Raw genomic sequence first — 20,014 nt, forward strand, 5'->3', positions numbered from 1 at the left:
TTAGTTTCAATCTAAATCTCGAACAACTCCTTTTGAGTTCAACAATGCATGCTTTCCAAGAAATTTTATCAAAATTGTTTCAATACTTAGGCATAGCTCGGGGTCAGAGATAGATAAAAATGAGCCACGCACGACCAATGGTGACTTGAACCAAAACCGTGTCTGATGATCTTTCACTCTGTTTCGGACATTTTTACTGGATTTCCCCACATATACAGGACGGTCAGTAATATCATAGAATACGTAAACTCCACTGGCCTGCGGTACTGTCTCCAGATCAGTGGGTGTGAAATCTACCCATTCGAGACCTGGTAACAACGCTGACTGACTGACGATTTCTGCTTCAATCGCAGGTGGAATGATTTCATTTAAGGCGGATGCCAGTTTCTCTCGTGTTTCTTTACGCGGCGAAGCTGTATTGCCTTTAATGATGTTCCAAATGCCAGTATATGTTATACCTGTCCTTTCTACCAAAGAAGCGATAGTTAATCCTTGCTTTGCCATCTCTCTGCGAAGCCAATCGCCGAAGGCTGAATGCTCATCGTTGTTATTGATTAGCTCGACAGATTCGGCTTTCTCAAGAATATCCATGTCAATTCCTATAGTTGACCATCTACTGCGTCTTTGAATTCTGCGATCAGAAAATCCACGGTAGCTTGGTCACGAAGTTTGCATACGATGTTCTGATTGGCAAAAGCGCCTTTGAACCACTTGGCTTGTGACGGCTCCACAGTCTTGATCCATTCAACGCCGACGACATATTCCGCTCGGTCAGGCGGTTCGCCAAGACGCTTCATTCGGGCTTCGGCAAGCGGTTGCTCGAAGAGTAGCCCGTCTGGAGTCATAAAGTCAGAGGCAAGCTGGGCTTTGCTGGTAACCGTCCCATAGCCGATATAGCCCTTGCCCTTGTCGTACACGAATATCTCGTCGCCAACGGCAAGCTGCTCCAGGCGCTTGGTGTAGAACTCGCCGCCGCCGGCGCTCACGAAGCCGTAGCGCTTCATGTCGGTCCAGGAGCGGTGTTCGCCGAGGCCGGCATTGACAAAGTAATAGCCGGACCACGGCGAGCGGACCTTGCGTTCGGAGCGCTCCTCCACTTCTTCCTGATCGAGCAGAAAATCCGTCGTCAGCCATTCTTGGCCGTTGGCCTCGAAGACGTTGAAAAAGACGGTGTTGATAGCAACGCCATGCTCTTCAGACAAGTATTCGACGATCCGCCGGGACGCCGGGTCGAGTTCGCTAGCCACGATCAGCATGGAGTGGCTGCCGTTGAGCTGTTCCGGAATGGCTTCTCCGAACTTCTCCCGGAAGGCGGTCACCAGGCGCGTCTGAAGATACCGTTCAGCCCGCTCGTAAATCTGGGGTGTCGTCAGCGTTCGAACCCAGGAGGCGTAATCAAGCACCTGCGCCACAATTTCGCGCGGGGTGCGGTCCTTCTTCAGTTCGATGATAATGATAGCACCTGAGGCATCCAGCGCCAGCAGGTCAATGAATTTGCCGTGGTCCGTCGGCACCTGCCGGCCGATCACCATGGCGTCGAGGCCGAGCAGGGACGGATCGGCCGCAACCCAATCCTCGATCAGGCTTTCCTTCATCAAGGCACGGCGCGTGGCAGGTTTCAATTTTCCGTCAACAATGGAGTAGAGCGAGCTCATGCCGCGTCCTCCATGTCTTCAGGTGGGTAGAGTTCTAGCAATTTGGCGTGCAAAGCCTGAATCTCGTCGTAGTGCGCCTCTCCGGCCAACGCGGAGACGTCAAAGTCGGAGCAGATGCCGATATCGGCGGATGACATATAATTCGCATGAACCAGGTTTGCAGCAATCTCGTCTGCTGGATCGGTATACTGGCGCTCTTCTACGTCCGAGCTTGATATCAAAAATCGCCGATAGAGCTCAAGGATAACCGGCTCCATATGCATCTCAATATTGCGGACTTCCCTCATCATGTCAGCGATTTCAGCGTCAATCGCCGCACGATCGTTAAAGAACACTGTTCCTGTCGGATGCGCGATCTTGTTGCGCCGCTTTACAAACTTGGCGAATTCTCCAACCTGCTGATTGGAGCAACCAATCAGCTTGAGAAACCGGAAAATCTGGCTTTCCTTCAGACGGTCGTAGAACTTAAACGGGCTTTCACAATCCATCAGACTGCCCTCTTCGTCCGAACGAAAACCAACCATAGCCATTGCGAACTGCTCGGGCCGGGCCAGCCTGATCTGCCAGATGGAGAAGCTCACAAAGCTCATATAGAGCAAGTGAAAGGCGAGACTGGCAAATTCGAAACGTTCAGCCTCGTAGTTCGTCTGGAAGGCGGACCAAAGAAAGTCGAGATAGGCCTGTTCGCTGGCGTTGGAGAATGAACGGGGCAAATAGCTACCCAGGTCGAGCGCTTCATCCATCAGACAAGCTCCTCCGTCTTGGCCTCACCCCAGACGCGGGCAATGGCGGCCTCGATCTTTTTCTCAAAGCGGGTGATCAGGTCGCGGTTGCCTTCGATAAGGGCTCGCTCGGCTTCGATTTCGGCAACGATGGATTTTTGAACGACCAATTCGGGCAGAGGTATCAATTCCTCTTCCACCACGGCGCGCGGGACACGCTGGAGGCCGCCAGTTCCGGTCATCTTAGCTGTCGCTCTCGCGCGGAAGTCGGGGGTGGTGAGCCAATGAAATAGCCATCCAGGCAGGGTTTCTTCATTTGCTCGGACAACATAGAACTCGCTCGATCCAAAGCCGATGCCGTTCTTAAGCCCTCGCGCGATGCCTGCTTTGCCATTCTCGAAGCATGGCGTAACCTTGGCTACCAGCACATCACTCTCACGAAAGTAGGTGTAGCTGCCTACGACTTCGCTGATCGTCTTTACCTCGACCGGATCGAAGCGGACGTTGTTTTCATTCAAGACTGCCATAGGGACGAATGAGACGGGCGTCGAAGGATCAGTATCCTTGAGTTCGCTTTTCTTCGGATTCACCTGCGCTACCTCTGATAGCGGGCGCATTGGCCACTCAGGATCAACAGGTATATAGGAACGATAGTTGTCAAGGACAGCGCGCGCACCGTCGATGACGCGCTGATAGCCTTCCACCTCGGCCACAATCTCGCGCTGCATCTCAAGTGGCGGGAGAGGAATTTCCAATTCGCAAAACTTGCTTTTCGAGATTTCCGCAAATGTACCACCCGTTGCCCAACTTTGCATCGTCGGCACAAGCTTCGTGACGGCAAAAGCGAGATACTCCGGCAGTACCCGTGCTTCGTCTGCAATGACGATGTTTTTGAAGCCTTGATTTGTAGCCAGCGGAACGCGGTTAATTGCAATTCGTCCGATGGTCGCGCGAGACGAGACCAGCACAGAATTTGCTGGTAGGATCTTGGCCGATGAGCCTTTCAGGCCTGCCTCACTAATGGTTCGGACGGTCCCCGTAATTTCAGTAATGAAATTTGAGGCGGGTAGGTCGACCAGCGTCGCCCATGGAATGCCCCCGTCCCAATACTCCGGAACGTCGGATTTAGGTGTGCCTCCGCTTTCGACCTTGAATAGGGCTTCATCGCCAAGCGAAACCATCGGAAAACCGGATTTTCCGATTTCTCGTGTCAAATACCGCTCGGCGCTTAATGTGATTGATCCTTCGGCCAGCAACTCTTTGCGCTCCACCGCAAAGCCAACGTTGCTTTCTAGCTCCTTACCACCACCTGCTCGCGCAGCCTTCAGCCAAGCCGCAAGCTCGGTCTTCACCTGCGCAAGTTGCGACCCCTTCACCGCCTTACGCTGCGCGCCCAGCGCAAAACCATCATTTTCGATCTTGAAGAACGCGACGTGCTGACTGGCCTTTGCCACCGCGCGGTCAAGTATCAGGATCGAGGTCTTCACGCCGGAATAGGGGTTGAATACGCCTGCGGGCAGCGAAATGACAGCGGCAAGGTGGTTCTCGACCAGCATCTTACGCAGGGCCACATAGGCGCTTTGGCTTTGGAAGATGATACCCTCGGGCACGACGATGGCGGCGCGGCCGTTCGGGGTCAGGTGTTCGGCGATATAATCGACAAACAATACTTCGCTGCGCTTGGATTGCACCTGGAAGCGGGTGTGCGGCTTAATCCCGCCTTTCGGCGACATAAAGGGCGGGTTAGCGAGAATGACGTCGGCCGTCTCTGTCCACTTGTCTTCGCTGGTAAGCGTGTCGTATTCCTCGACCTTCGGGTCAGCAAACCCGTGCAGATAAAGGTTCACAAGCGACAGGCGCACCATGTCGGGCGAGATGTCATAGCCCCGGATGTTGCGGGCAAGGCGGGCGCGGTCATCGGGTTGCAACAGGTCGCCGGGATAGCGCATCGGGCTCTCCAGTGCCTGCTCGGCGGCGTCGCCCTCAGTGCTGGCGCCATTGCTATTCACCACGCCGGTCGAGTTCTGCTTTAGGATATGCTTGTAGGCCGAAATCAGAAAACCCGCCGTGCCGCAGGCCGGGTCCATGATGACCTCGTTCTTCTGCGGGTTGATAATCTCGACCATAAAATCAATGATATGGCGGGGTGTGCGAAACTGGCCCGCGTCCCCCTGGCTGCCCAGAACGGACAACAGGTACTCGAAGGCATCACCCAGCTTTTCGCTATGGTCGTAGGTGAAGCTGTTGATCTCGCGCAGGAAGGCACGCAGCGTTTCAGGATCGCGATAGGGCAGATAGGCGTTGCGGAAAATGTCACGGAAGAGCTTTGGTAGCCCTTCGTTTTGCACCATGTTCGTCAGCGCTTCGGAATAGGTGTTGAGCATGTCTTGCCCCGACACGCCGGGGGCCACCAGTTTCGCCCAGCGATACCGCTCGTAGTCCTTGGTGAAGAACCGCCGCTCTCCGCCCAATTCCTCGGCCTCAAGGTCCATGTCATCCATGAACTTGTAGATCAGCGCGATGGTGATCTGCTCCACCTGGCTTTTCGGATCGGGCACCTTGCCCACGAGAATGTCACGGCAAGTGTCAATTCGGCGTTTGGTATCTGGATCGAGCATTTCGGGCTTTCATCACATAAAGGGGTTCAGGGACACGTAGTCCTTGATGTATTCGGGAATGCGCTTGCGCCACGGGGCGGGCACTTCCTTAAGGTCGCGGGTGGTGAAGGAAGGGTTTACGTTGAGGTCTGCGAAATGACCAGCGTCGATCAGCGCCCGAACTTTGGCGTCGCGGATATAGGCCTCGAAGAAGTAGCGCATTTCGCGTATACGGTCGGCTTCCTCAGGTTTTTGGTCGACCAGGAATTTCTGGAATTCGTCATCTATCAATTCTCCCTTGTTCTTGAACTTCGGAATAAAGCCGAAGGCTTTTTCCACCAGCTCTCGAACCGAGATACGGCGATCGACCCCTGCGGCGCGGCGCAGCTTCTCCAGGCTGAAAAACTCGCTCGGCTTGTCGAATAGCTCTTCGACGACGTGGCGCGTGGCCGCATCCCAGTCCCGCTGCTCAACCAGTTCAGCAAGTTTGGGATCAGAGCGCGCTGTTTCCTCGAATTTCTGGAATAGCTCACGGTCGATCCGCATGCCCTCCAGGCCGATCTGCTCTTCGACCTGGTAGACGACCTGATCGGGTTCCAAAAACTCGTAGATGGTAGGTTTCGAGGCGATCGCCGAACCATCGTCACCGCCATTTGACAACGGCATGGCGGCAGGCTTTGGCAAAGCCAATGCCTGGTCATAGTCGAACTTCTCTTCGAAGAATTCGCAGTTGGCGAAGAAGTCGAACAAGCGGTAGGAAGCTTTTTGGACATCCCCAAGCGCTGCCTTCCTGGCGGGATCGAAGAGCTCTTCCGCGAAATTGTGCTTTCGTGTTCCGCGCCCCTTCATCTGCACAAAATCCGATGGGGAGAAGATTGGCCGCATGAGGGCAAGGTTCAGAATGTCGGGGCAGTCATAGCCAGTCGTCATCATACCAACTGTGACACAAACTCGGGCCTTGCTGGTGCGGTAGTTTTCGACGAAACCGGTGTGTCCACCGAGATTGTTGTTCGCAAAATTGATTGTCATCTGCTGCGAGGCCGGTATGTCGCTGGTCACCTGCATCGCGAAATCAGACTGGTAGCACCCTGGCCACAACTGTTCAGCCAGCTCGTTGAGGATCTCCGTGATTTTGAGGGCATGGTTCTGGCTGACGGCGAAGGCGATAGCCTTGCCGAATTCGCCGGAAATCGGATCCCGTAAGCCGTTTTCGAGAAGAGCTCGGCAGAAGGCCCGGTTGGTCGCTTCGGAAAAGAAGCGCTTCTCAAAATCGCGGCCACCGAAGGCTTCCTTGTTCTCGGTGCCGTCTTCTGCCGTCGTTTCGATTGTGAAGCCTTCGTCTGACAACAGCTTGGTTGTGACACCCGTTCGGGCGTCGATGACGTAGGGATTGATCAGAAACCCTTCCCGCACGCCGTCTAGGAGAGAGTAGCGGAAAGTCGGATCGCCCGACTCGCAGCCAAACGTGCGATAGGTGTCGAGCATCATGCGTCGCTCGGCTTCTCGCGGATCGCGTTCCTTCGGTTTGTCCTTCTTCGTCTGCTTCAGATAGTCCTTTGGCGTCGCCGTCAGGCCGAGCTTGTAGCCGATGAAGTATTCGAACACGGCGCGGGCGTTTCCACCGATCGAGCGATGCGCTTCGTCCGAGATGACGAGATCGAAATCCGTAGGCGAAAACAGCCGGCGGTATTTGTCATTGAACAGCAGGCTTTGCACCGTGGTGACAACGATATCGGCTTTCCGCCAATCGTCACGCTGCTCTTTGTAGATGATCGAGGTGAAGTCCTTCTTCAAATAGGCTTTGAAAGCCTTGTCCGCCTGGGTTTCCAGCTCCAGCCTGTCAACGAGGAAAAGGACGCGCTTGGCGTTGCGCGTCTTCAGGAAGAGTTTGATGACCGCAGCGGACGTCAGCGTCTTACCGGTGCCTGTTGCCATTTCAAACAGAAACCGCGTCGCGCCCTTCTTGGCGCTCTTTTGAATCTCCTGGATTGCGCGTTCCTGATAGGGTCGAAGGAAGCGGAGCTTTTGCTTCTCGACGAATGATTCTCGCTCTGCCTCGTTCTTCCATGCCGCCTCGTTCGCGTAACCGGGCATCTGCGTGAGGACGATAAAGTCACGCTCGACCTTCTCGGCGAAGAGACGCTCCGCGTTTGGCTCAAAGGCGTAGTGGTTCTTGATTTCGTCAGGGCCAGGGAAAGCAGAGATGACCGTCGGATTGCCTTGCTCAAGGTCCCACAGATAATGGATGTTTCCGTTGCTGAGGATCACGAACCGAGCATTCTGAGCGCGGGCATATTTGCGCGCCTGCTCCTTGCCGATGCGAGGATCTTTGTCCTCAGATTTCGCTTCGAGAACGATCAGCGGCTTACCGTCCTTGTCCAGCAATAGGAAGTCTATGAAGCCCTTGGCGCTATTTTCGAAGTCCTCGCCAAGACTCTCAATGTGCTCGGGCTTCAGCTTTACGTTGGGCTCTAGTACGACGTTTGCGGCCCCGTTCAGATCATCGAAGAAGCGCCAGCCGGCCGCCTCCAGCAGCCGATTGATTTTGATCCTAGCTGCAGCTTCTTTTCGCAACACTTATCTTGCCCCCTCGAATACCCTGTGACAAAATCAAAAAATAAGCTATCCAAGCTGGGGTATCCGAGTAAACGGATAAACGCAATTTTGCCAATCCTAAGCGCAAAAATATCTGCTACGTTTGCCACAATTATCGCTCGACGAGTACCTGAAAAATGTCCCAATCGACATATGGCAAAATCACGTTTTTGCCATATGTTAAGCTCTGGATTCTTTGGCCGCAAGTTTCGCGCCTCTTATCTCTTATAAAGTCTTCTGAATGCTGCTCAAACCCTTCATAAATTCTGAAAATTGCCCTGCCTGCCGAACGGGTGGTTTTCCATTTCGACGTACCGGAAGAAATCCGTGATATCAGGAGAGGAGGATATCGAACAAATGACCGATGATTTCCGTTTCGCTACTCCCCTCCGTAACCAGCAGAAAACGTTGGACAGCCGAGCCGTCTGTGAAGTCATTGCGTTCGAATATCCGCTTTCATCGACGTCTACAATATCCCAGAAAACCATCAAACTAAGTTCTCGGGGCATCCGCTAGCACCCGATGATGTCCGCCTTTAGTTATCGACGCAGCCGGCTTGAACGGCCGAAATAAGGCGCAAAACAGTCCGAGCACTAGCAGTCCAATGTCGATCACCAGAACCAGAAGAGGGCGACCGAGAACAGCCGTTTCAGCCGTGAATGGTCTCTCCGCGTTCAAGCATACTAACGAAATCCCTGATCTTTCGAGCTCTGGTCTCAGCTTTCTTCACCGCGCCAATCCGATACAAGATCGCATATCGGTTAGCGCCAGTGAGCGTAGCGAAGAAAGCTGCGGCCTTCGGGTTCGCATCGAGCGCAGTCTGCAAGTCCGTTGGGACCTCAGCTTTGCTAGCTGGAGCATACGCCGCCTCCCATCTGCCATCTGCCATCGCTTTATCAATTTCCAATTGCCCAGACGATTGCATGCGCCCCGCCAAGATCAGTTCCAGCGCGCGTTTCCGATTTTCATCCGACCACTTGCTACGCGGTCGGCGAGGGGTAAAGCGGACTAACCAGCTGTCAACATCGTACTTGTCGAGTTGACCGTCGATCCAGCCATAGCAAAGGGCACTGTCGATCGCCTGAGCTTTGGTGACGCTTGCGATGCTCGAACCCTTCTTACGAAATCTAACCCATGCACCCTTGGAATCGCTCGGTTGCTCCGCCAACCAGCTCTCCAGTGCGATTTGATCAGCAAATGAAACTATCGGAAGGCCAGAACGCAATTCAGTCATTCTCCATCTTTAGCGCGGTCCGAGGATTCGATAAAGATCCGCTTCTGTTAACCGGGGTCCGATCGCTGTCGATCCGCAAACCATCCGTTCTCAGGCGTAATTCAGGATAAGCGCAAGACCGCTGTGGAGCCTGTGGGAATGCTACGCTAATGACTGAAATGAACTGCATAGCGATTCCCAAGGGTGGGCAACACCACTCGATTTTGCACGAACGGCATCGCCCGGTACGGCGCAGCGATTTTTTAGATCTCCGTATGCTCGGCGAGTTCCAGAGCATCCTCGATATCTACACCCAGATATCTCACTGTGTTCTCGATCTTGGTGTGACCGAGCAGGATCTGGATCGCACGGAGATTTCCGGTGGCTTTGTAAATTATCGCAGCTTTTGTGCGTCGAAGTGAGTGCGTGCCATAATCTTCACGTCGCAATCCGATTGCGGTGACCCACTCTTCGACCAGCCTGGCATATTGGCGAGTGCTGAGATGATCGGCATGATCGACCCGGCTCGGAAATGCGAAATCATCTATGGTGCCGCCTCTTCGCTGAAGCCACGCGAGCAAGCTTGCTCTGACTTCCGCCGTAATCTCGAACTGTACAGGACGTCCGGTTTTCTGCTGGATGACCGTTGCTCGTGTTCGGATATCCTGGCCCGTAACGAGAGTTCCGATCTTGATCCTGACCAGATCGCAGCCTCGTAGCTTGCTATCGATCGCCAAATCGAACAACGCTCGGTCTCGCATGCGCCCCTCTCTATCGAGGAAGAAACGAATTGCCCAGATTTGCCGCTGTTTGAGTGGCTTCTTCACGCCGACCTTTCGGCCAGCGTTCCAAGCTGGCCTACCCAGTGCAGCAGGATCATATTGTGCGATACCCATTTGAGTTCTCCTTTTACCAATATTGGCTTTGGGAAAACGCATCAGCGTGAGGGGCCGTCTGCAGCGGTACGGAATTAGAAGGGCCGCGCGAAACTGCCGCTCCGAAATCTAACGTGCCTGGCTACGAAGCGGCCTGATCCAGCTTTTCAGAATCGGGCATCGAACGGCCGAAATAACCTTCCGGCAAGCTATCGTAGGCCAAAAGCACGCGAGACCGCGTGTGCCTCATCGATCTCTTACCGACGACCTGCAAAGTTACTGTGGTAATGCAGTCCGGGAGGAATCCATGTTCCTCCCGGCGAACGGTTTACGGCTAACTTCTCAGGCATTACTGCAGATCAGGAAGACCGAATGAACCAGATTGGCCCCGCTTCAGACTTATTGATCGACACAGCCATCAGGCGCAGGTTTACCGGCGAAACGATCAGCAATCCAAGGCAGATACAGCGGTTCTGAAGCCGCAGGCGTGCTGAAATGGTCCTGCTCGCCCGGCAATTGTACACGCGCGATGTTACCGCCCATTTTGCACTTTTGTTCACGGTAGAGTTCACCCATAACCGGGGGAACAACGGTATCTTTTGTGCCCCAATAAATAATGACAGGGGCGACGGGCTTGGCATTGGGAACACTACCTGCCAGCATGGCATCTGCCCACGCCTTGGTGTTCGTCGGCGTTGCCTTCAGCATCGCGCTGAATTTATCGCCCACCGCATAGTTCAACGTATCCGAAGCCACATGGATGCATTTGTTCATCATAACTTCGTCAACCAGCTTGGCGCCATCTTCCGTGAAGATATCCGTCAGCTTCAGCTTTTCCGGAAAGGCTGACTGTGTTGCCCACATGTTCTGCGCAAAGTGGGTGAAATCGAACACGTTGCTGGAAAAGCTGCTCACCAGACCTCTCAGCATAGCTGCGCTTGTCGCTTCTGTTATCTCTCCCTTGGGAGCCGCAGCTGCGATATCCTGTGGCGCCATGGCCACAAATCCGACGAGTTCGATGCCATCGAAGGCCGTCCCAGTTTGATTGATGTAGTCGTCCGAACTGGCCGCAGCAATGGTCGTGCCGCCGCCTTGCGACCAACCATAAATAAGGGCGTTCTTTCCAGCGCCGACTTCCTTCAGGTCTCCTGCGGCGCGAATAGCGTTGATCGCATCCCGTCCATTTGTCGCCGCAACCGTATACTGGTGCTTGCCTCCACCGCCAAGGCCTTGATAGTCCGTTGCCACAACGACATAGCCGGCCTTTATGAATGTTTCGATAGCAGGGACGCCATAATCGGTGGATGCGTTGCCATTCGGAAGAAAATATAGATTCAACGGCGCTGCCGGGTTAACCACTTGCGAGGGGCCGCAATTCTGCGCAGTGCCCGTGGTGCCATGCGCCCAGGAAATTACCGGTCGCCCGTCCTTCGGAGCTTCTCCAACAGGCGCAATTAATAGGCCGGTGGAAATCGTTTTACGATCATTGAGATCCGAGGAAATATAGGCAATTCGCCAGGCCTCAGCGCCTTCGATTGGCGTAGATATTTTTTCCTTGCTTACGATCTGGCCAAGCTTACCCTCCGCCTTCATCTCCATCACCGCGGCATAGAACGGCGGCACGTCCACGTCGGCAAACGATGTTGTACTTGCCCCTATGACGGTTAAAGCAGTAACCGCAAATCCAAGGACCTTCTTTTTGAGGAAGGAATCCATTCATGTCTCCTTTAGATTGAGATTGAATCGCGCTTAGGTCAGGATACGCACTTTTCAGGACGGAGCGACAGAAGGGGCCTTCGGCGCTGCGTTCCATTTCAGTCGCCCGTACGTCTCATCGGTGGCGAGGGTTCTCAAAGATCTGAAGTCTTATCCCGATTTCAAAAACTAAATAAGATCTGGTTCATGTTTCGAGTCGTTTTAGATATTAACGAGATATACAATATTTCTTAGTGTATTGTTCTGATGTGGCGGGCGGAATACCGAATTCGCTACAGTTGATTAGCGCTCTCTGCCCTTGATTTCTTTCCGCTGAAGAAACAGAGAAAAGGTTGTTTTGTGAGATCATGGCCGCAGCATGGGGAAGCAGGACAGTGCAATGATTTCTGGCGCAGGCCGTGAGGTCGGTTTTTCGACCCGGCGCTTTCCCGGCATCGAGATGCGGTCATTCACTGTCGTTTCGTCGAGGACACGTGCAGCTCACCGTTCAAAACGATCTACATACAGATCGCCCAGGTTTGTTATCAGCTACTGTAGCATTCGGTTTACTTTTAAGTAATCAGAACGGGCATGATGATTAACGACATTTTTATTTCAACGACCATGGTCGAAGCTGAGCATCGCAACGACTTCTGGCGAGCCGCGGCAGGGCCAATCTTTGAACCATCGCCCCTCCCCGATGAGCGCAAGACACCTCTGGAGGGCATCTTGCGGGCGCGACCCCTTGGTTCGATGGTAGTGGGGTCAACCACATTCAACGCCCAAAGGTTCAGCCGCGACAGAAGGAACATCGTGCAAAGCGGTCTCGATTACTATTTCGTTCAGATCGCGGTAGCGGGCGCGATGAAAGGCGAATTCAATGGGGTCAGCGTCAATGTCGAGGTGGGAGACATCCTTATTGCGGACCTTGCACAAACGCTCACGACTGAGACCAAAGCAGGCTGCCGGGCTTCCACCCTGTTTCCCCGGGAACACCTCGAAAAGGCGGTTGGATTTCGAAACCTTCACGGGATCGTCCTGAAGGCAGGATGTCCGATGACCAAGTTGATCGCGACCTATCTCGGCGGGCTTTTTGCCCTCAGTACATCGTTCTCTTGCACACAAGCTGAAGCGGTTGAGGAAGCTGTGGTTATTCTGCTCGCCGCCGCCTTGAAGGGCGAGACTCTGGAGAAGGCAGAGGAATTTTCACCATTAACTCTGGTGCTGCGACAGAGGGTTATGGCGTTCATTAAGCAGAATATCCACCTGCCTGAAATGTCGCAGGAACTCATTCAGCGTCGCTTCAACGTTTCGCGCACCCACCTTTACCGCGCTTTTGCGGCGGACGGCGGCGTAACAAAGGTATTACGAGACATGCGGCTCGACGCTGCTTTTGTCGAACTCACCCGGCGAAATCGCCCGTCCCGCTCCATCACACAGATCGCAGCTAGCCTGGGTTTTTCCAACGGCAATCAGTTCCTGCGAGGTTTTCGCGCACGTTTCGGCGTGACACCGAGTGAAGCGCGAGCAGAATTGTTCATCGCTCAGCCGCCCGCGCGGCCAAACTCTGATCTATTTACCTATTTCTCGGATGTCCGCAACCAAGCTACCAAGATATAGTGATTGGTGTCTAACAATACACTGCAGTGATTGTACTAATGCGATCGCGAGCCCCACCAGTCCATTAACTCCCGGCGTTCAGAGTATTTCCGTGGAGAGCCTTGATCTCAGTATTCTCGAAGATTCCGGCCCGTTCAGCAATTTTCGAACTGAGAGAGGAAGATATCCATCTAGATCGTTGCCGCTGTTCGCTCAAGGCTCGGGCCTATCCAATTTCGCTTTATGAAAATAATCCGCTTCCAACTCAAGCCCACGATCAACATGCGCTGCGCGGATTGGCAGCTTCTGGGTTTCCTGGAGTAGGCGGCTGATGACCGAACTAAGGCGCAAAGCGAGCTGCAAACCGAGGCAGGAAAGTCCCTTTCAGCCGAGGCCGCGACGCTCTTCGATGACTGAAGGGAGGGCGCATAGCCGTCCCAGGGACGACACCACTCGATTATGCACGAACGGCATTGCCCGGTACGGCTCAGCGAATTTTTTGACTTCTGTGTAGTCGGCGAGTACCAGAGCATCAATATCTACACCCAGATACCTGACCATGTTCTCGATCTTGGCGGGACCGAGCAGAATCTGGATCGCAGGAAGATTCCCGGTGGCCTTGTAGATCATCGCCGCCTTCCAGCGTCGAAGAGAGTGCGTGCCGTTATCTTCAACACGCAACCCAATCGCGGTGACCCACTCATGACCATTGCTCGTGTTCGAATCTCTTCGCCGTGACCCGAGTTTCGATCTTAATCTTGACGAGATCACAGTCACTTAGCTTGCTGTCGATCGGGCGATCAAACAACGCTCGGTCTCGCATGCGCGCCTCTCTATCAAGGAAGAAGCGAACTGCCAAAGTTGCCGCTGTTTGAGCGGTTCTTTACGTCAACCTTCCTGCCAGCGTTCCATACGAAGCGCCCAGTGCAGCAGAAGCATATTGTGCGATGCCCATTTGAGTTCTCCCGGCCACCCTGGGCCACTGGAAGAACGAGTCAGTTCGAGATTCGTGGCCGGGGACCGTTGACGAAATGACCAGTTTTACCTAAAAGAATTGGAAAGCAGACATATTGTCCGTCGATCTGATTGAGTGCCAGTCCAAAAGCAGGGGCCTGATTGTAAATTACCAGAGCTTCTACTGCCGGTTAGTTTGCCGATTTGTCAGAACAATCTGCTAACTTCGAAGACCAATACGCCATTCGATCCTTTCTGCTTTCTCAACAGACTTCGAACTCTGGAGATCCGCCAAGACGACATCTCGCACGTCTATGGGCAGATCTGCTGCCCGTGGATGCTTCCCTTCTCGACTTACGTGCATCAAGAGTTGCTCGCAGAGTGCCAACATCTCCCTTTCCGCATTGTACAATCTCATGAATAGATGCAAACGTTTGTGATCGGCATCGATCAAGGCCAGCTCTACCTGTAATATTTCGCCGGCATGACATTCTCTCAAATACGCGATACGACTATCGAGCGTGTAGAGAGTGGCATTGTTGGTCGCACGATAAACAGCGTCGATGCCAATTCGATCCATATAGGCGGTCGCCGCGTCGGAAAAGACGATTCCATAGGCATAGTCCCCCATATGGCCGTTGTAGTCTATCCAGTTTGGCGAAACGCTTGTGCTATAAATCGTTAATGCTTCGCTCATGCTCATTTCCTCCGCTCTAACCACCCGTAGAACTCGCCTATGATTCCCTTCCGGAAGAGGAGGACGCATGCCATGAAGATGACGCCGGTTACGATCGTGACGGGGAAGTCCGATGTTGCGAGATAGTTCTGGAGGGCGACGACGAAGGCGGCGCCGACGATGGGGCCGATGAGCGTGCCAATGCCGCCCAGAAGCGTCATCAGGATCACTTCGCCCGACATCTGCCAGCCGACATCGGTCAGCGTTGCAAACTGGAAGACGAGCGCCTTCAGGCCGCCGGCAAGGCCGGCAAGCGCTGCCGACATGACGAAGGCTGCAAACTTGTAGCGGTTGACGGAATAGCCCAGCGAGATGGCGCGGTTTTCGTTTTCGCGCACSGATTTCAGGATCATGCCGAAGGGCGAGTTGATGATGCGCCAGATGACGAACACGCCCAGCACGAACACCGCCAGCACAAAATAATACATGGTCATCGGCTGGTTGAGGTCGATGATGCCGAAGAGATAGCCGCGCGGCACGCCCTGCAAWCCGTCCTCGCCATGGGTGAAGGATGCTTGCAGGCAGAAGAAGAAGAACATCTGCGCCAGCGCCAGCGTGATCATCGTCGAATAGATGCCCTGACGGCGGATGGCGAGATAGCCGATGACGAGGCCAAGGGCKGCGGCGGCAAGGACGCCGAGCACGAGGCCAAGCTCCGGCGTGACGCCCCAGACCTTGACCGTATGGGCGGTGATATAGGCCGCGCCGCCGAAGAAGGCGGCATGGCCGAAGGACARRATGCCGGTRTAGCCCAGAAGAAGATTGAAGGCGGARGCGAACAGCGCGAAGCACAGCATCTTCATCAGGAAGATCGGATACACCATGAAGGGTGCGGCCAGCAGCCCGACAAGGGCAATGCCGAGGATGACGGCCGAGAGGCTGTTGACGGCAGGCGCCTTGCTGTCGCGCGAGGCCGTATTTGCCTTGAGAGCGGTATCAGCCATGTCAGGCCTCCTTCCCGAACAGTCCGGCGGGKCGCACCAGAAGAACGATRGCCATGATGACGAAGATGACGATGCTGGAAGCTTCGGGATAGAAGACCTTGGTRAGACCTTCCGCCAGCCCCAGCACATAGCCGGTGATGATGGCGCCGAGGATCGAYCCCATGCCGCCGACCACCACCACGGCAAAGACCACGATGATGATGTTGGAGCCCATCAGYGGGCTGACCTGATAGATCGGCGCGGCCATGATGCCCGCAAGWCCGGCAAGGGCGGCACCGAGCGCATAGGTGAAAGTCAGAAGCAGCGGCACATTGATGCCGAAGGCYTTCACCAGYGTCGGGTTTTCMGTCGCGGCGCGCAGATAGGCGCCSAGCTTGGTCTTTTCGATCAGGAGCCATGTGCCAAGGCAGACGATGAGCGAGGCGACGACCACCCAGGCGCGATAGTTCGGCAGGAACATGAAGCCCAGATTATGTCCGCCCGCAAGCGACGGCGGCACCGCATAGGGCTGGCCCGCCGCGCCATAATAATAGCGGAACGTGCCTTCGATCACGAGCGCCAGGCCGAAGGTGAAGAGCAGGCCATAGAGCGGGTCGAGATTATAGAGCCGCGACAGCGCCACGCGCTCCACGATCGCGCCGCCCAGCCCGACGATGAGCGGGGCGAGGATCAGCGCCGGCCAGTAGCCGATGCCGAGCCAGCTCAACAGCAGATAGCCGACAAAGGCCCCCAGCATATATTGCGCGCCATGGGCGAAGTTGATGATGCGCAGGAGGCCGAAGATGATGGCAAGGCCGAGGCTCAGCATCGCATAGAAGGAGCCGTTGATGAGGCCGACCAGCAACTGCCCGAGAAGTGCCTGCAAGGGTATTCCAAAAATCATTGTCATTCAGACCCCCAATGCATGCGTGAGTTCTGCCATGCGGGCGGGCAGTTCGGCGGTGGGGAAGTTGTCCGTCACCACGCCATGATCCATGAGGTAGAAGCGGTCGGCGACCTTGGCGGCAAAGCGGAAGTTCTGCTCGACCAGAAGCACGGTCATGCCGCGTTTCTTCAGTTCCACCAGCACATCGCCGATGCGCTGCACGATGACGGGCGCAAGCCCCTCGGTCGGCTCRTCGAGGAGCAGCACCTTGACGCCGGTGCGCAGGATGCGCGCAATCGCCAGCATCTGCTGCTCACCGCCCGACAGCTTGGTGCCGGGGCTGTTGCGGCGYTCATGCAGGTTGGGAAAGAGTTCGTAGATCTCATCGAGCGACATGGCGCTCTGGCCGTCCCTGGCGACGACCGGCGGCARAAGCAGGTTTTCGTGCACGTTCAAGGTGGCGAAGATGCCGCGTTCTTCCGGAACGAAGCCCAGRCCCGCATAGGCGATGCGGTGCAACGGCACGCGCATGATGTCCTTGCCGTCKAGCGTGATGGTGCCGGTGCGCTTGCGGATGATGCCCATGATGGCGCGCAGCGTCGTCGTCTTGCCGACGCCGTTGCGGCCCAGAAGCGTGATCGTCTCGCCGGGCCAGATGTCGAGGTCGACGCCGTGCAGGGCATGGCTTTCGCCATACCAGGCATTGAGCCCGCGCACGGACAATARCGGTTGGCCTCTATTCATGTTCGGTTCCCATATAGGCGGTGCGCACGCGCTCGTCCTTCGAGACGGCGGCRTAATTGCCGGAGGCAAGTATTTCGCCGCGYTGCAGCACCGTGACGTGGTGGGCAATGTCGGCCACCACCTTGAGATTGTGTTCGACCATCAGCACCGCGCGGTCCTTCGCCACATCGGCGATGAGGGCGGCGATGGTRTGGACRTCCTCATGGCCCATGCCGGCCATCGGCTCATCGAGCAGCAGCACCTTGGGATCGAGCGCCAGCGTGGTGGCGATCTCCAGCGCGCGCTTGCGGCCATAGGACAGGTCGGCGGCCAGCGCATGGCGGGCATCGGCAAGGCCGACGCGCTCCAGAAGCGAAATCGCCTGCGCGTCGAGCCGGTCGAGCGCCGACAACGGACGCCAGAACTGCGTGGCAAGCCCGTTGGGGCGCTGCAGCGCGACCTTGACGTTTTCCAGCACCGTCAGATGCGGAAAGGTTGCCGAAATCTGGAACGAGCGCACCAGCCCCATGCGCGCCACCCGGGCCGGATCGGCTCTGGTGATGGTTTCGCCCAGAAGCGTGATCTCGCCGCTCGACGGCTGCAGGAATTTGGTCAGGAGGTTGAAAACGGTCGTCTTGCCCGCGCCATTCGGCCCGATCAGCGCGTGGACGCGGGCATGTTCCACATCGAGATCGACGTTCCTCACCGCGTGAAAGCCGCCAAAGGACTTGCCCAGTCCGCGCGCCGACAAAACCGTCCGGCCGCCGGATGAGCCGCCATCGTCCGGCCCTGCTTCATGCAGGGCCGTCATATTGCCAGTTGCTGCGTTCATTCAACCAGCCTCTTTTACTGCTTCACAAGCGGGCAGCCGCTTTTATCGAGCGGACGGAACGCTTCATCACCCGGGATGGTGCGCAGAACCTTGTAATAGTCCCACGGGCCGTTGGATTCTTCCGGCGACTTAACCTGAACGAGATACATATCGTGGACCATGCGACCATCTTCGCGCAGTTTGGCGTTTCGGGCGAAGAAATCGTTAATGTCCATGGTGCGCATCTTGTCGAGCACAGCCTTGCCGCTGGTGGATTTTGCAGCTTCGGAAGCTTTGAGGTAATTCATGACAGACGAATAAACGCCAGCATGAACCATGGTCGGCATCTTGCCGTTCATTCGTTCCCCGAAGCGCTTCGACCAAGCACGGGTCTGGTCATCATAATCCCAGTAAAAGCCGGTAGTCAGTGTCAGGCCCTTTGCAGTTTCGAGACCGACGCTGTGCACGTCGGAGAGAAACAGCAGCATTCCTGCAATTTTCTGGCCACCTTGCGCTATCCCATATTCATTCGCCTGCTTAAGGGCGGTCATTGTATCGCCCGACGAGTTAGCAAGAGCAATAACGTCAGCGCCCGATGCTTGCGCCTGCAACAGGAACGAAGAGAAATCGGTGGTTTCGCGCGGATGACGCACAGAGCCCACGACTTCACCGCCGCTAGCCTTGACGGCTTCCGCAGTATCGCGCTCAAGCGCATGACCGAAGGTGTAGTCAACAGTAATGAAGTACCATTTCTTGCCCCCCTCCTGTGTCATGGCGCGTCCCGTTCCGTTGGCAAGCGCATAGGTGTCCCAGGTCCATTGCGCGGTCGTGGGTGAACAAGCTTTCCCCGTCAAATCCGAAGAGCCTGCGGTGGACGCCAGAAACGCCACATCCTTGTTGCGGGTGATTTCCTGCACGGCCATTGCGACCGAGGACGTGGGGACGTCGATAATTGCCTTGACGTTCTTCTCATCGATCCAGCTACGTGCCAGAGTGGACCCGATGTCAGGCTTATTCTGATGATCTCCAACGATGACTTCGATAGGCTCGCCATTCAACTTACCCCCGAAATCCTCCACAGCCATCTTAGCCGCGACGACCGACCCGTCGCCTGCAAGATCGAAATTCATGCCGGACATATCCGTCAACACGCCCAGTCTAACCGGTTCTGCCAAGGTCGGGCTTGCGAGCACCATGGTGGCAAAAGCACCCGAAAGCATCATTGATTTCATTTTCATGTTTTCCTCCTCCCAAATTATAAATGTGTCAGCCCGATTGGCTGCTACTTTCCGCAATCAGTCTCGCCAGATAAAACTGGTCGGCTTCGTAAGATGCGGCCCAGTTGGCGCGGTGTTCCTGATCAATGGCTCTTTTCGTCATCCGCAAGCCCATGGGCGGGCATTCAGCGATGGTCTGCGCGAAGCGCTTGGCGGTTTCGACCGCGCCACCGGCCGGTGAAAACTTGTCGCAAAGCCCCATATGAAGCGCGTCCTGCCCGCCAATTCGTTCATTGGCGAAAAGCGCACGCTTGGCGCGTGTCGGACCGATCAGCGATGAAAGTAACGGCAGTCCGCCCCAGCCTAGCGTCATGCCCAGACGAACTTCAGGAAACTGAAAGAAGGCCCCCTCAGCCATCACGCGGAAATCGGTTGCCAAAGCCAGAATGCCGCCGCCACCAATCGCCGGGCCTTCAACCGCTGCTATAGTGATCTGTGGCAGCAACCGCCACCGATCACACATGACGCCGCCAAGCGACATGGACGTATGGCGTGTGACAGCGCCCGCGTTGACGCGCCACAGATTCTCGTCCGTCAGGTCCACTCCACCGGAGAAACGACTTTCGGTTCCTGTTAGGATAACAACCTGGACACTGTCATCCGCTGATAATTCGTCCGCCGCCTGTATGAGCGCAGTTATCGATTCTTCATTGAGAGCATTGGCCTTACCGCCACGGTCATAGCGCGCCACCGCAATCGGTCCTTCACGCCTTATATCGACTATGGCCATTTCCACATTCCTCAGGTTTTCAC

Annotated in this window: 17 protein-coding genes; 1 reads left to right on the top strand and 16 read right to left on the bottom strand. The window is 55.4% G+C overall.

Annotated elements, in window-relative coordinates:
* Nucleotides 1-6: 6 nt before the first annotated feature.
* The 8 genes from ACOWVS_RS19480 to ACOWVS_RS19515 form a co-directional block, all read right to left on the bottom strand.
* The gene (locus tag ACOWVS_RS19480; RefSeq protein WP_006468208.1) at nucleotides 7-591 is read right to left on the bottom strand and encodes a hypothetical protein; all 585 of its coding nucleotides are present in this window, start codon (nucleotides 589-591) and stop codon (nucleotides 7-9) included.
* Between the two features lie 8 nt (nucleotides 592-599).
* Nucleotides 600-1,655: a hypothetical protein gene (locus ACOWVS_RS19485; protein ID WP_075042409.1), complete on the bottom strand. Its 1,056-nt coding sequence runs from the start codon at nucleotides 1,653-1,655 to the stop codon at nucleotides 600-602.
* The gene (locus ACOWVS_RS19490) at nucleotides 1,652-2,398 is read right to left on the bottom strand and encodes a hypothetical protein (protein ID WP_006468206.1); all 747 of its coding nucleotides are present in this window, start codon (nucleotides 2,396-2,398) and stop codon (nucleotides 1,652-1,654) included. Before ACOWVS_RS19490 ends, ACOWVS_RS19485 begins: the two co-directional genes overlap by 4 nt.
* Nucleotides 2,398-4,995 (bottom strand): N-6 DNA methylase, encoded by a 2,598-nt coding sequence (locus ACOWVS_RS19495; RefSeq protein ID WP_006468205.1) that lies wholly within the window; start codon nucleotides 4,993-4,995, stop codon nucleotides 2,398-2,400. The genes ACOWVS_RS19490 and ACOWVS_RS19495 overlap by 1 nt, the downstream gene beginning before the upstream one ends.
* Before the next feature lie 12 nt (nucleotides 4,996-5,007).
* Entirely contained in the window at nucleotides 5,008-7,551 is a 2,544-nt protein-coding gene (locus ACOWVS_RS19500) for a DEAD/DEAH box helicase family protein (RefSeq protein WP_075042408.1), read from the bottom strand.
* A 667-nt stretch (nucleotides 7,552-8,218) separates the two neighbouring features.
* Complete coding sequence (locus ACOWVS_RS19505; RefSeq protein WP_006468203.1) at nucleotides 8,219-8,803, bottom strand: YdeI/OmpD-associated family protein; 585 nt, start codon at nucleotides 8,801-8,803, stop codon at nucleotides 8,219-8,221.
* Nucleotides 8,804-9,045: 242 nt separating this feature from the next.
* A complete protein-coding gene (locus ACOWVS_RS19510) occupies nucleotides 9,046-9,678 on the bottom strand; it encodes a tyrosine-type recombinase/integrase (protein ID WP_022568022.1) in 633 nt (210 codons plus the stop codon).
* A gap of 378 nt (nucleotides 9,679-10,056) precedes the next feature.
* Nucleotides 10,057-11,373 carry an alpha/beta fold hydrolase gene (locus ACOWVS_RS19515; RefSeq protein WP_006468200.1) on the bottom strand — a complete coding sequence of 439 codons (1,317 nt, stop codon included), beginning with the start codon at nucleotides 11,371-11,373 and terminating at the stop codon, nucleotides 10,057-10,059.
* 570 nt (nucleotides 11,374-11,943) lie between these two features.
* Between ACOWVS_RS19515 and ACOWVS_RS19520 the strand changes: the two genes are divergently transcribed.
* Nucleotides 11,944-12,972 carry a helix-turn-helix domain-containing protein gene (locus ACOWVS_RS19520; RefSeq protein WP_006468199.1) on the top strand — a complete coding sequence of 343 codons (1,029 nt, stop codon included), beginning with the start codon at nucleotides 11,944-11,946 and terminating at the stop codon, nucleotides 12,970-12,972.
* 363 nt (nucleotides 12,973-13,335) lie between these two features.
* On the opposite strand, the gene ACOWVS_RS19525 is transcribed toward ACOWVS_RS19520, so the two are convergent.
* The 8 genes from ACOWVS_RS19525 to ACOWVS_RS19560 all read right to left on the bottom strand — a co-directional run bounded on the left by ACOWVS_RS19525 (nucleotide 13,336) and on the right by ACOWVS_RS19560 (nucleotide 19,991).
* The gene (locus ACOWVS_RS19525; protein ID WP_006471999.1) at nucleotides 13,336-13,581 is read right to left on the bottom strand and encodes a hypothetical protein; all 246 of its coding nucleotides are present in this window, start codon (nucleotides 13,579-13,581) and stop codon (nucleotides 13,336-13,338) included.
* A 544-nt stretch (nucleotides 13,582-14,125) separates the two neighbouring features.
* Entirely contained in the window at nucleotides 14,126-14,602 is a 477-nt protein-coding gene (locus ACOWVS_RS19530; RefSeq protein ID WP_022569828.1) for a thioesterase family protein, read from the bottom strand.
* A 2-nt stretch (nucleotides 14,603-14,604) separates the two neighbouring features.
* Nucleotides 14,605-15,585, bottom strand: coding sequence for a branched-chain amino acid ABC transporter permease (locus ACOWVS_RS19535; protein ID WP_420984185.1), 981 nt, complete (start codon nucleotides 15,583-15,585; stop codon nucleotides 14,605-14,607).
* Nucleotide 15,586: 1 nt separating this feature from the next.
* On the bottom strand, nucleotides 15,587-16,474 hold the full coding sequence (locus tag ACOWVS_RS19540; RefSeq protein WP_006467529.1) for a branched-chain amino acid ABC transporter permease: 888 nt from the start codon (nucleotides 16,472-16,474) through the stop codon (nucleotides 15,587-15,589).
* Nucleotides 16,475-17,194: an ABC transporter ATP-binding protein gene (locus ACOWVS_RS19545; RefSeq protein WP_006467528.1), complete on the bottom strand. Its 720-nt coding sequence runs from the start codon at nucleotides 17,192-17,194 to the stop codon at nucleotides 16,475-16,477.
* The gene (locus ACOWVS_RS19550; RefSeq protein WP_006470028.1) at nucleotides 17,187-18,005 is read right to left on the bottom strand and encodes an ABC transporter ATP-binding protein; all 819 of its coding nucleotides are present in this window, start codon (nucleotides 18,003-18,005) and stop codon (nucleotides 17,187-17,189) included. The genes ACOWVS_RS19545 and ACOWVS_RS19550 overlap by 8 nt, the downstream gene beginning before the upstream one ends.
* A 14-nt stretch (nucleotides 18,006-18,019) precedes the next feature.
* Nucleotides 18,020-19,222 carry an ABC transporter substrate-binding protein gene (locus tag ACOWVS_RS19555; protein ID WP_006473178.1) on the bottom strand — a complete coding sequence of 401 codons (1,203 nt, stop codon included), beginning with the start codon at nucleotides 19,220-19,222 and terminating at the stop codon, nucleotides 18,020-18,022.
* Nucleotides 19,223-19,250: 28 nt separating this feature from the next.
* Complete coding sequence (locus ACOWVS_RS19560) at nucleotides 19,251-19,991, bottom strand: enoyl-CoA hydratase/isomerase family protein (protein WP_006473179.1); 741 nt, start codon at nucleotides 19,989-19,991, stop codon at nucleotides 19,251-19,253.
* Nucleotides 19,992-20,014 lie beyond the last annotated feature (23 nt).

The organism is Brucella sp. IR068, assembly GCF_049065885.1.
Lineage (GTDB): Bacteria > Pseudomonadota > Alphaproteobacteria > Rhizobiales > Rhizobiaceae > Brucella > Brucella intermedia.

Excerpts from the sequence above, each read along its gene's own strand:
- ACOWVS_RS19480 (WP_006468208.1), bottom strand. The coding sequence starts at position 591 with ATGGATATTCTTGAGAAAGCCGAATCTGTCGAGCTAATCAATAACAAC.
- ACOWVS_RS19485 (WP_075042409.1), bottom strand. The coding sequence starts at position 1,655 with ATGAGCTCGCTCTACTCCATTGTTGACGGAAAATTGAAACCTGCCACG.
- ACOWVS_RS19490 (WP_006468206.1), bottom strand. The coding sequence starts at position 2,398 with ATGGATGAAGCGCTCGACCTGGGTAGCTATTTGCCCCGTTCATTCTCC.
- ACOWVS_RS19495 (WP_006468205.1), bottom strand. The coding sequence starts at position 4,995 with ATGCTCGATCCAGATACCAAACGCCGAATTGACACTTGCCGTGACATT.
- ACOWVS_RS19505 (WP_006468203.1), bottom strand. The coding sequence starts at position 8,803 with ATGACTGAATTGCGTTCTGGCCTTCCGATAGTTTCATTTGCTGATCAA.
- ACOWVS_RS19510 (WP_022568022.1), bottom strand. The coding sequence starts at position 9,678 with ATGGGTATCGCACAATATGATCCTGCTGCACTGGGTAGGCCAGCTTGG.
- ACOWVS_RS19515 (WP_006468200.1), bottom strand. The coding sequence starts at position 11,373 with ATGGATTCCTTCCTCAAAAAGAAGGTCCTTGGATTTGCGGTTACTGCT.
- ACOWVS_RS19520 (WP_006468199.1), top strand. The coding sequence starts at position 11,944 with ATGATGATTAACGACATTTTTATTTCAACGACCATGGTCGAAGCTGAG.
- ACOWVS_RS19525 (WP_006471999.1), bottom strand. The coding sequence starts at position 13,581 with ATGATCTACAAGGCCACCGGGAATCTTCCTGCGATCCAGATTCTGCTC.
- ACOWVS_RS19530 (WP_022569828.1), bottom strand. The coding sequence starts at position 14,602 with ATGAGCGAAGCATTAACGATTTATAGCACAAGCGTTTCGCCAAACTGG.
- ACOWVS_RS19555 (WP_006473178.1), bottom strand. The coding sequence starts at position 19,222 with ATGAAAATGAAATCAATGATGCTTTCGGGTGCTTTTGCCACCATGGTG.
- ACOWVS_RS19560 (WP_006473179.1), bottom strand. The coding sequence starts at position 19,991 with ATGGCCATAGTCGATATAAGGCGTGAAGGACCGATTGCGGTGGCGCGC.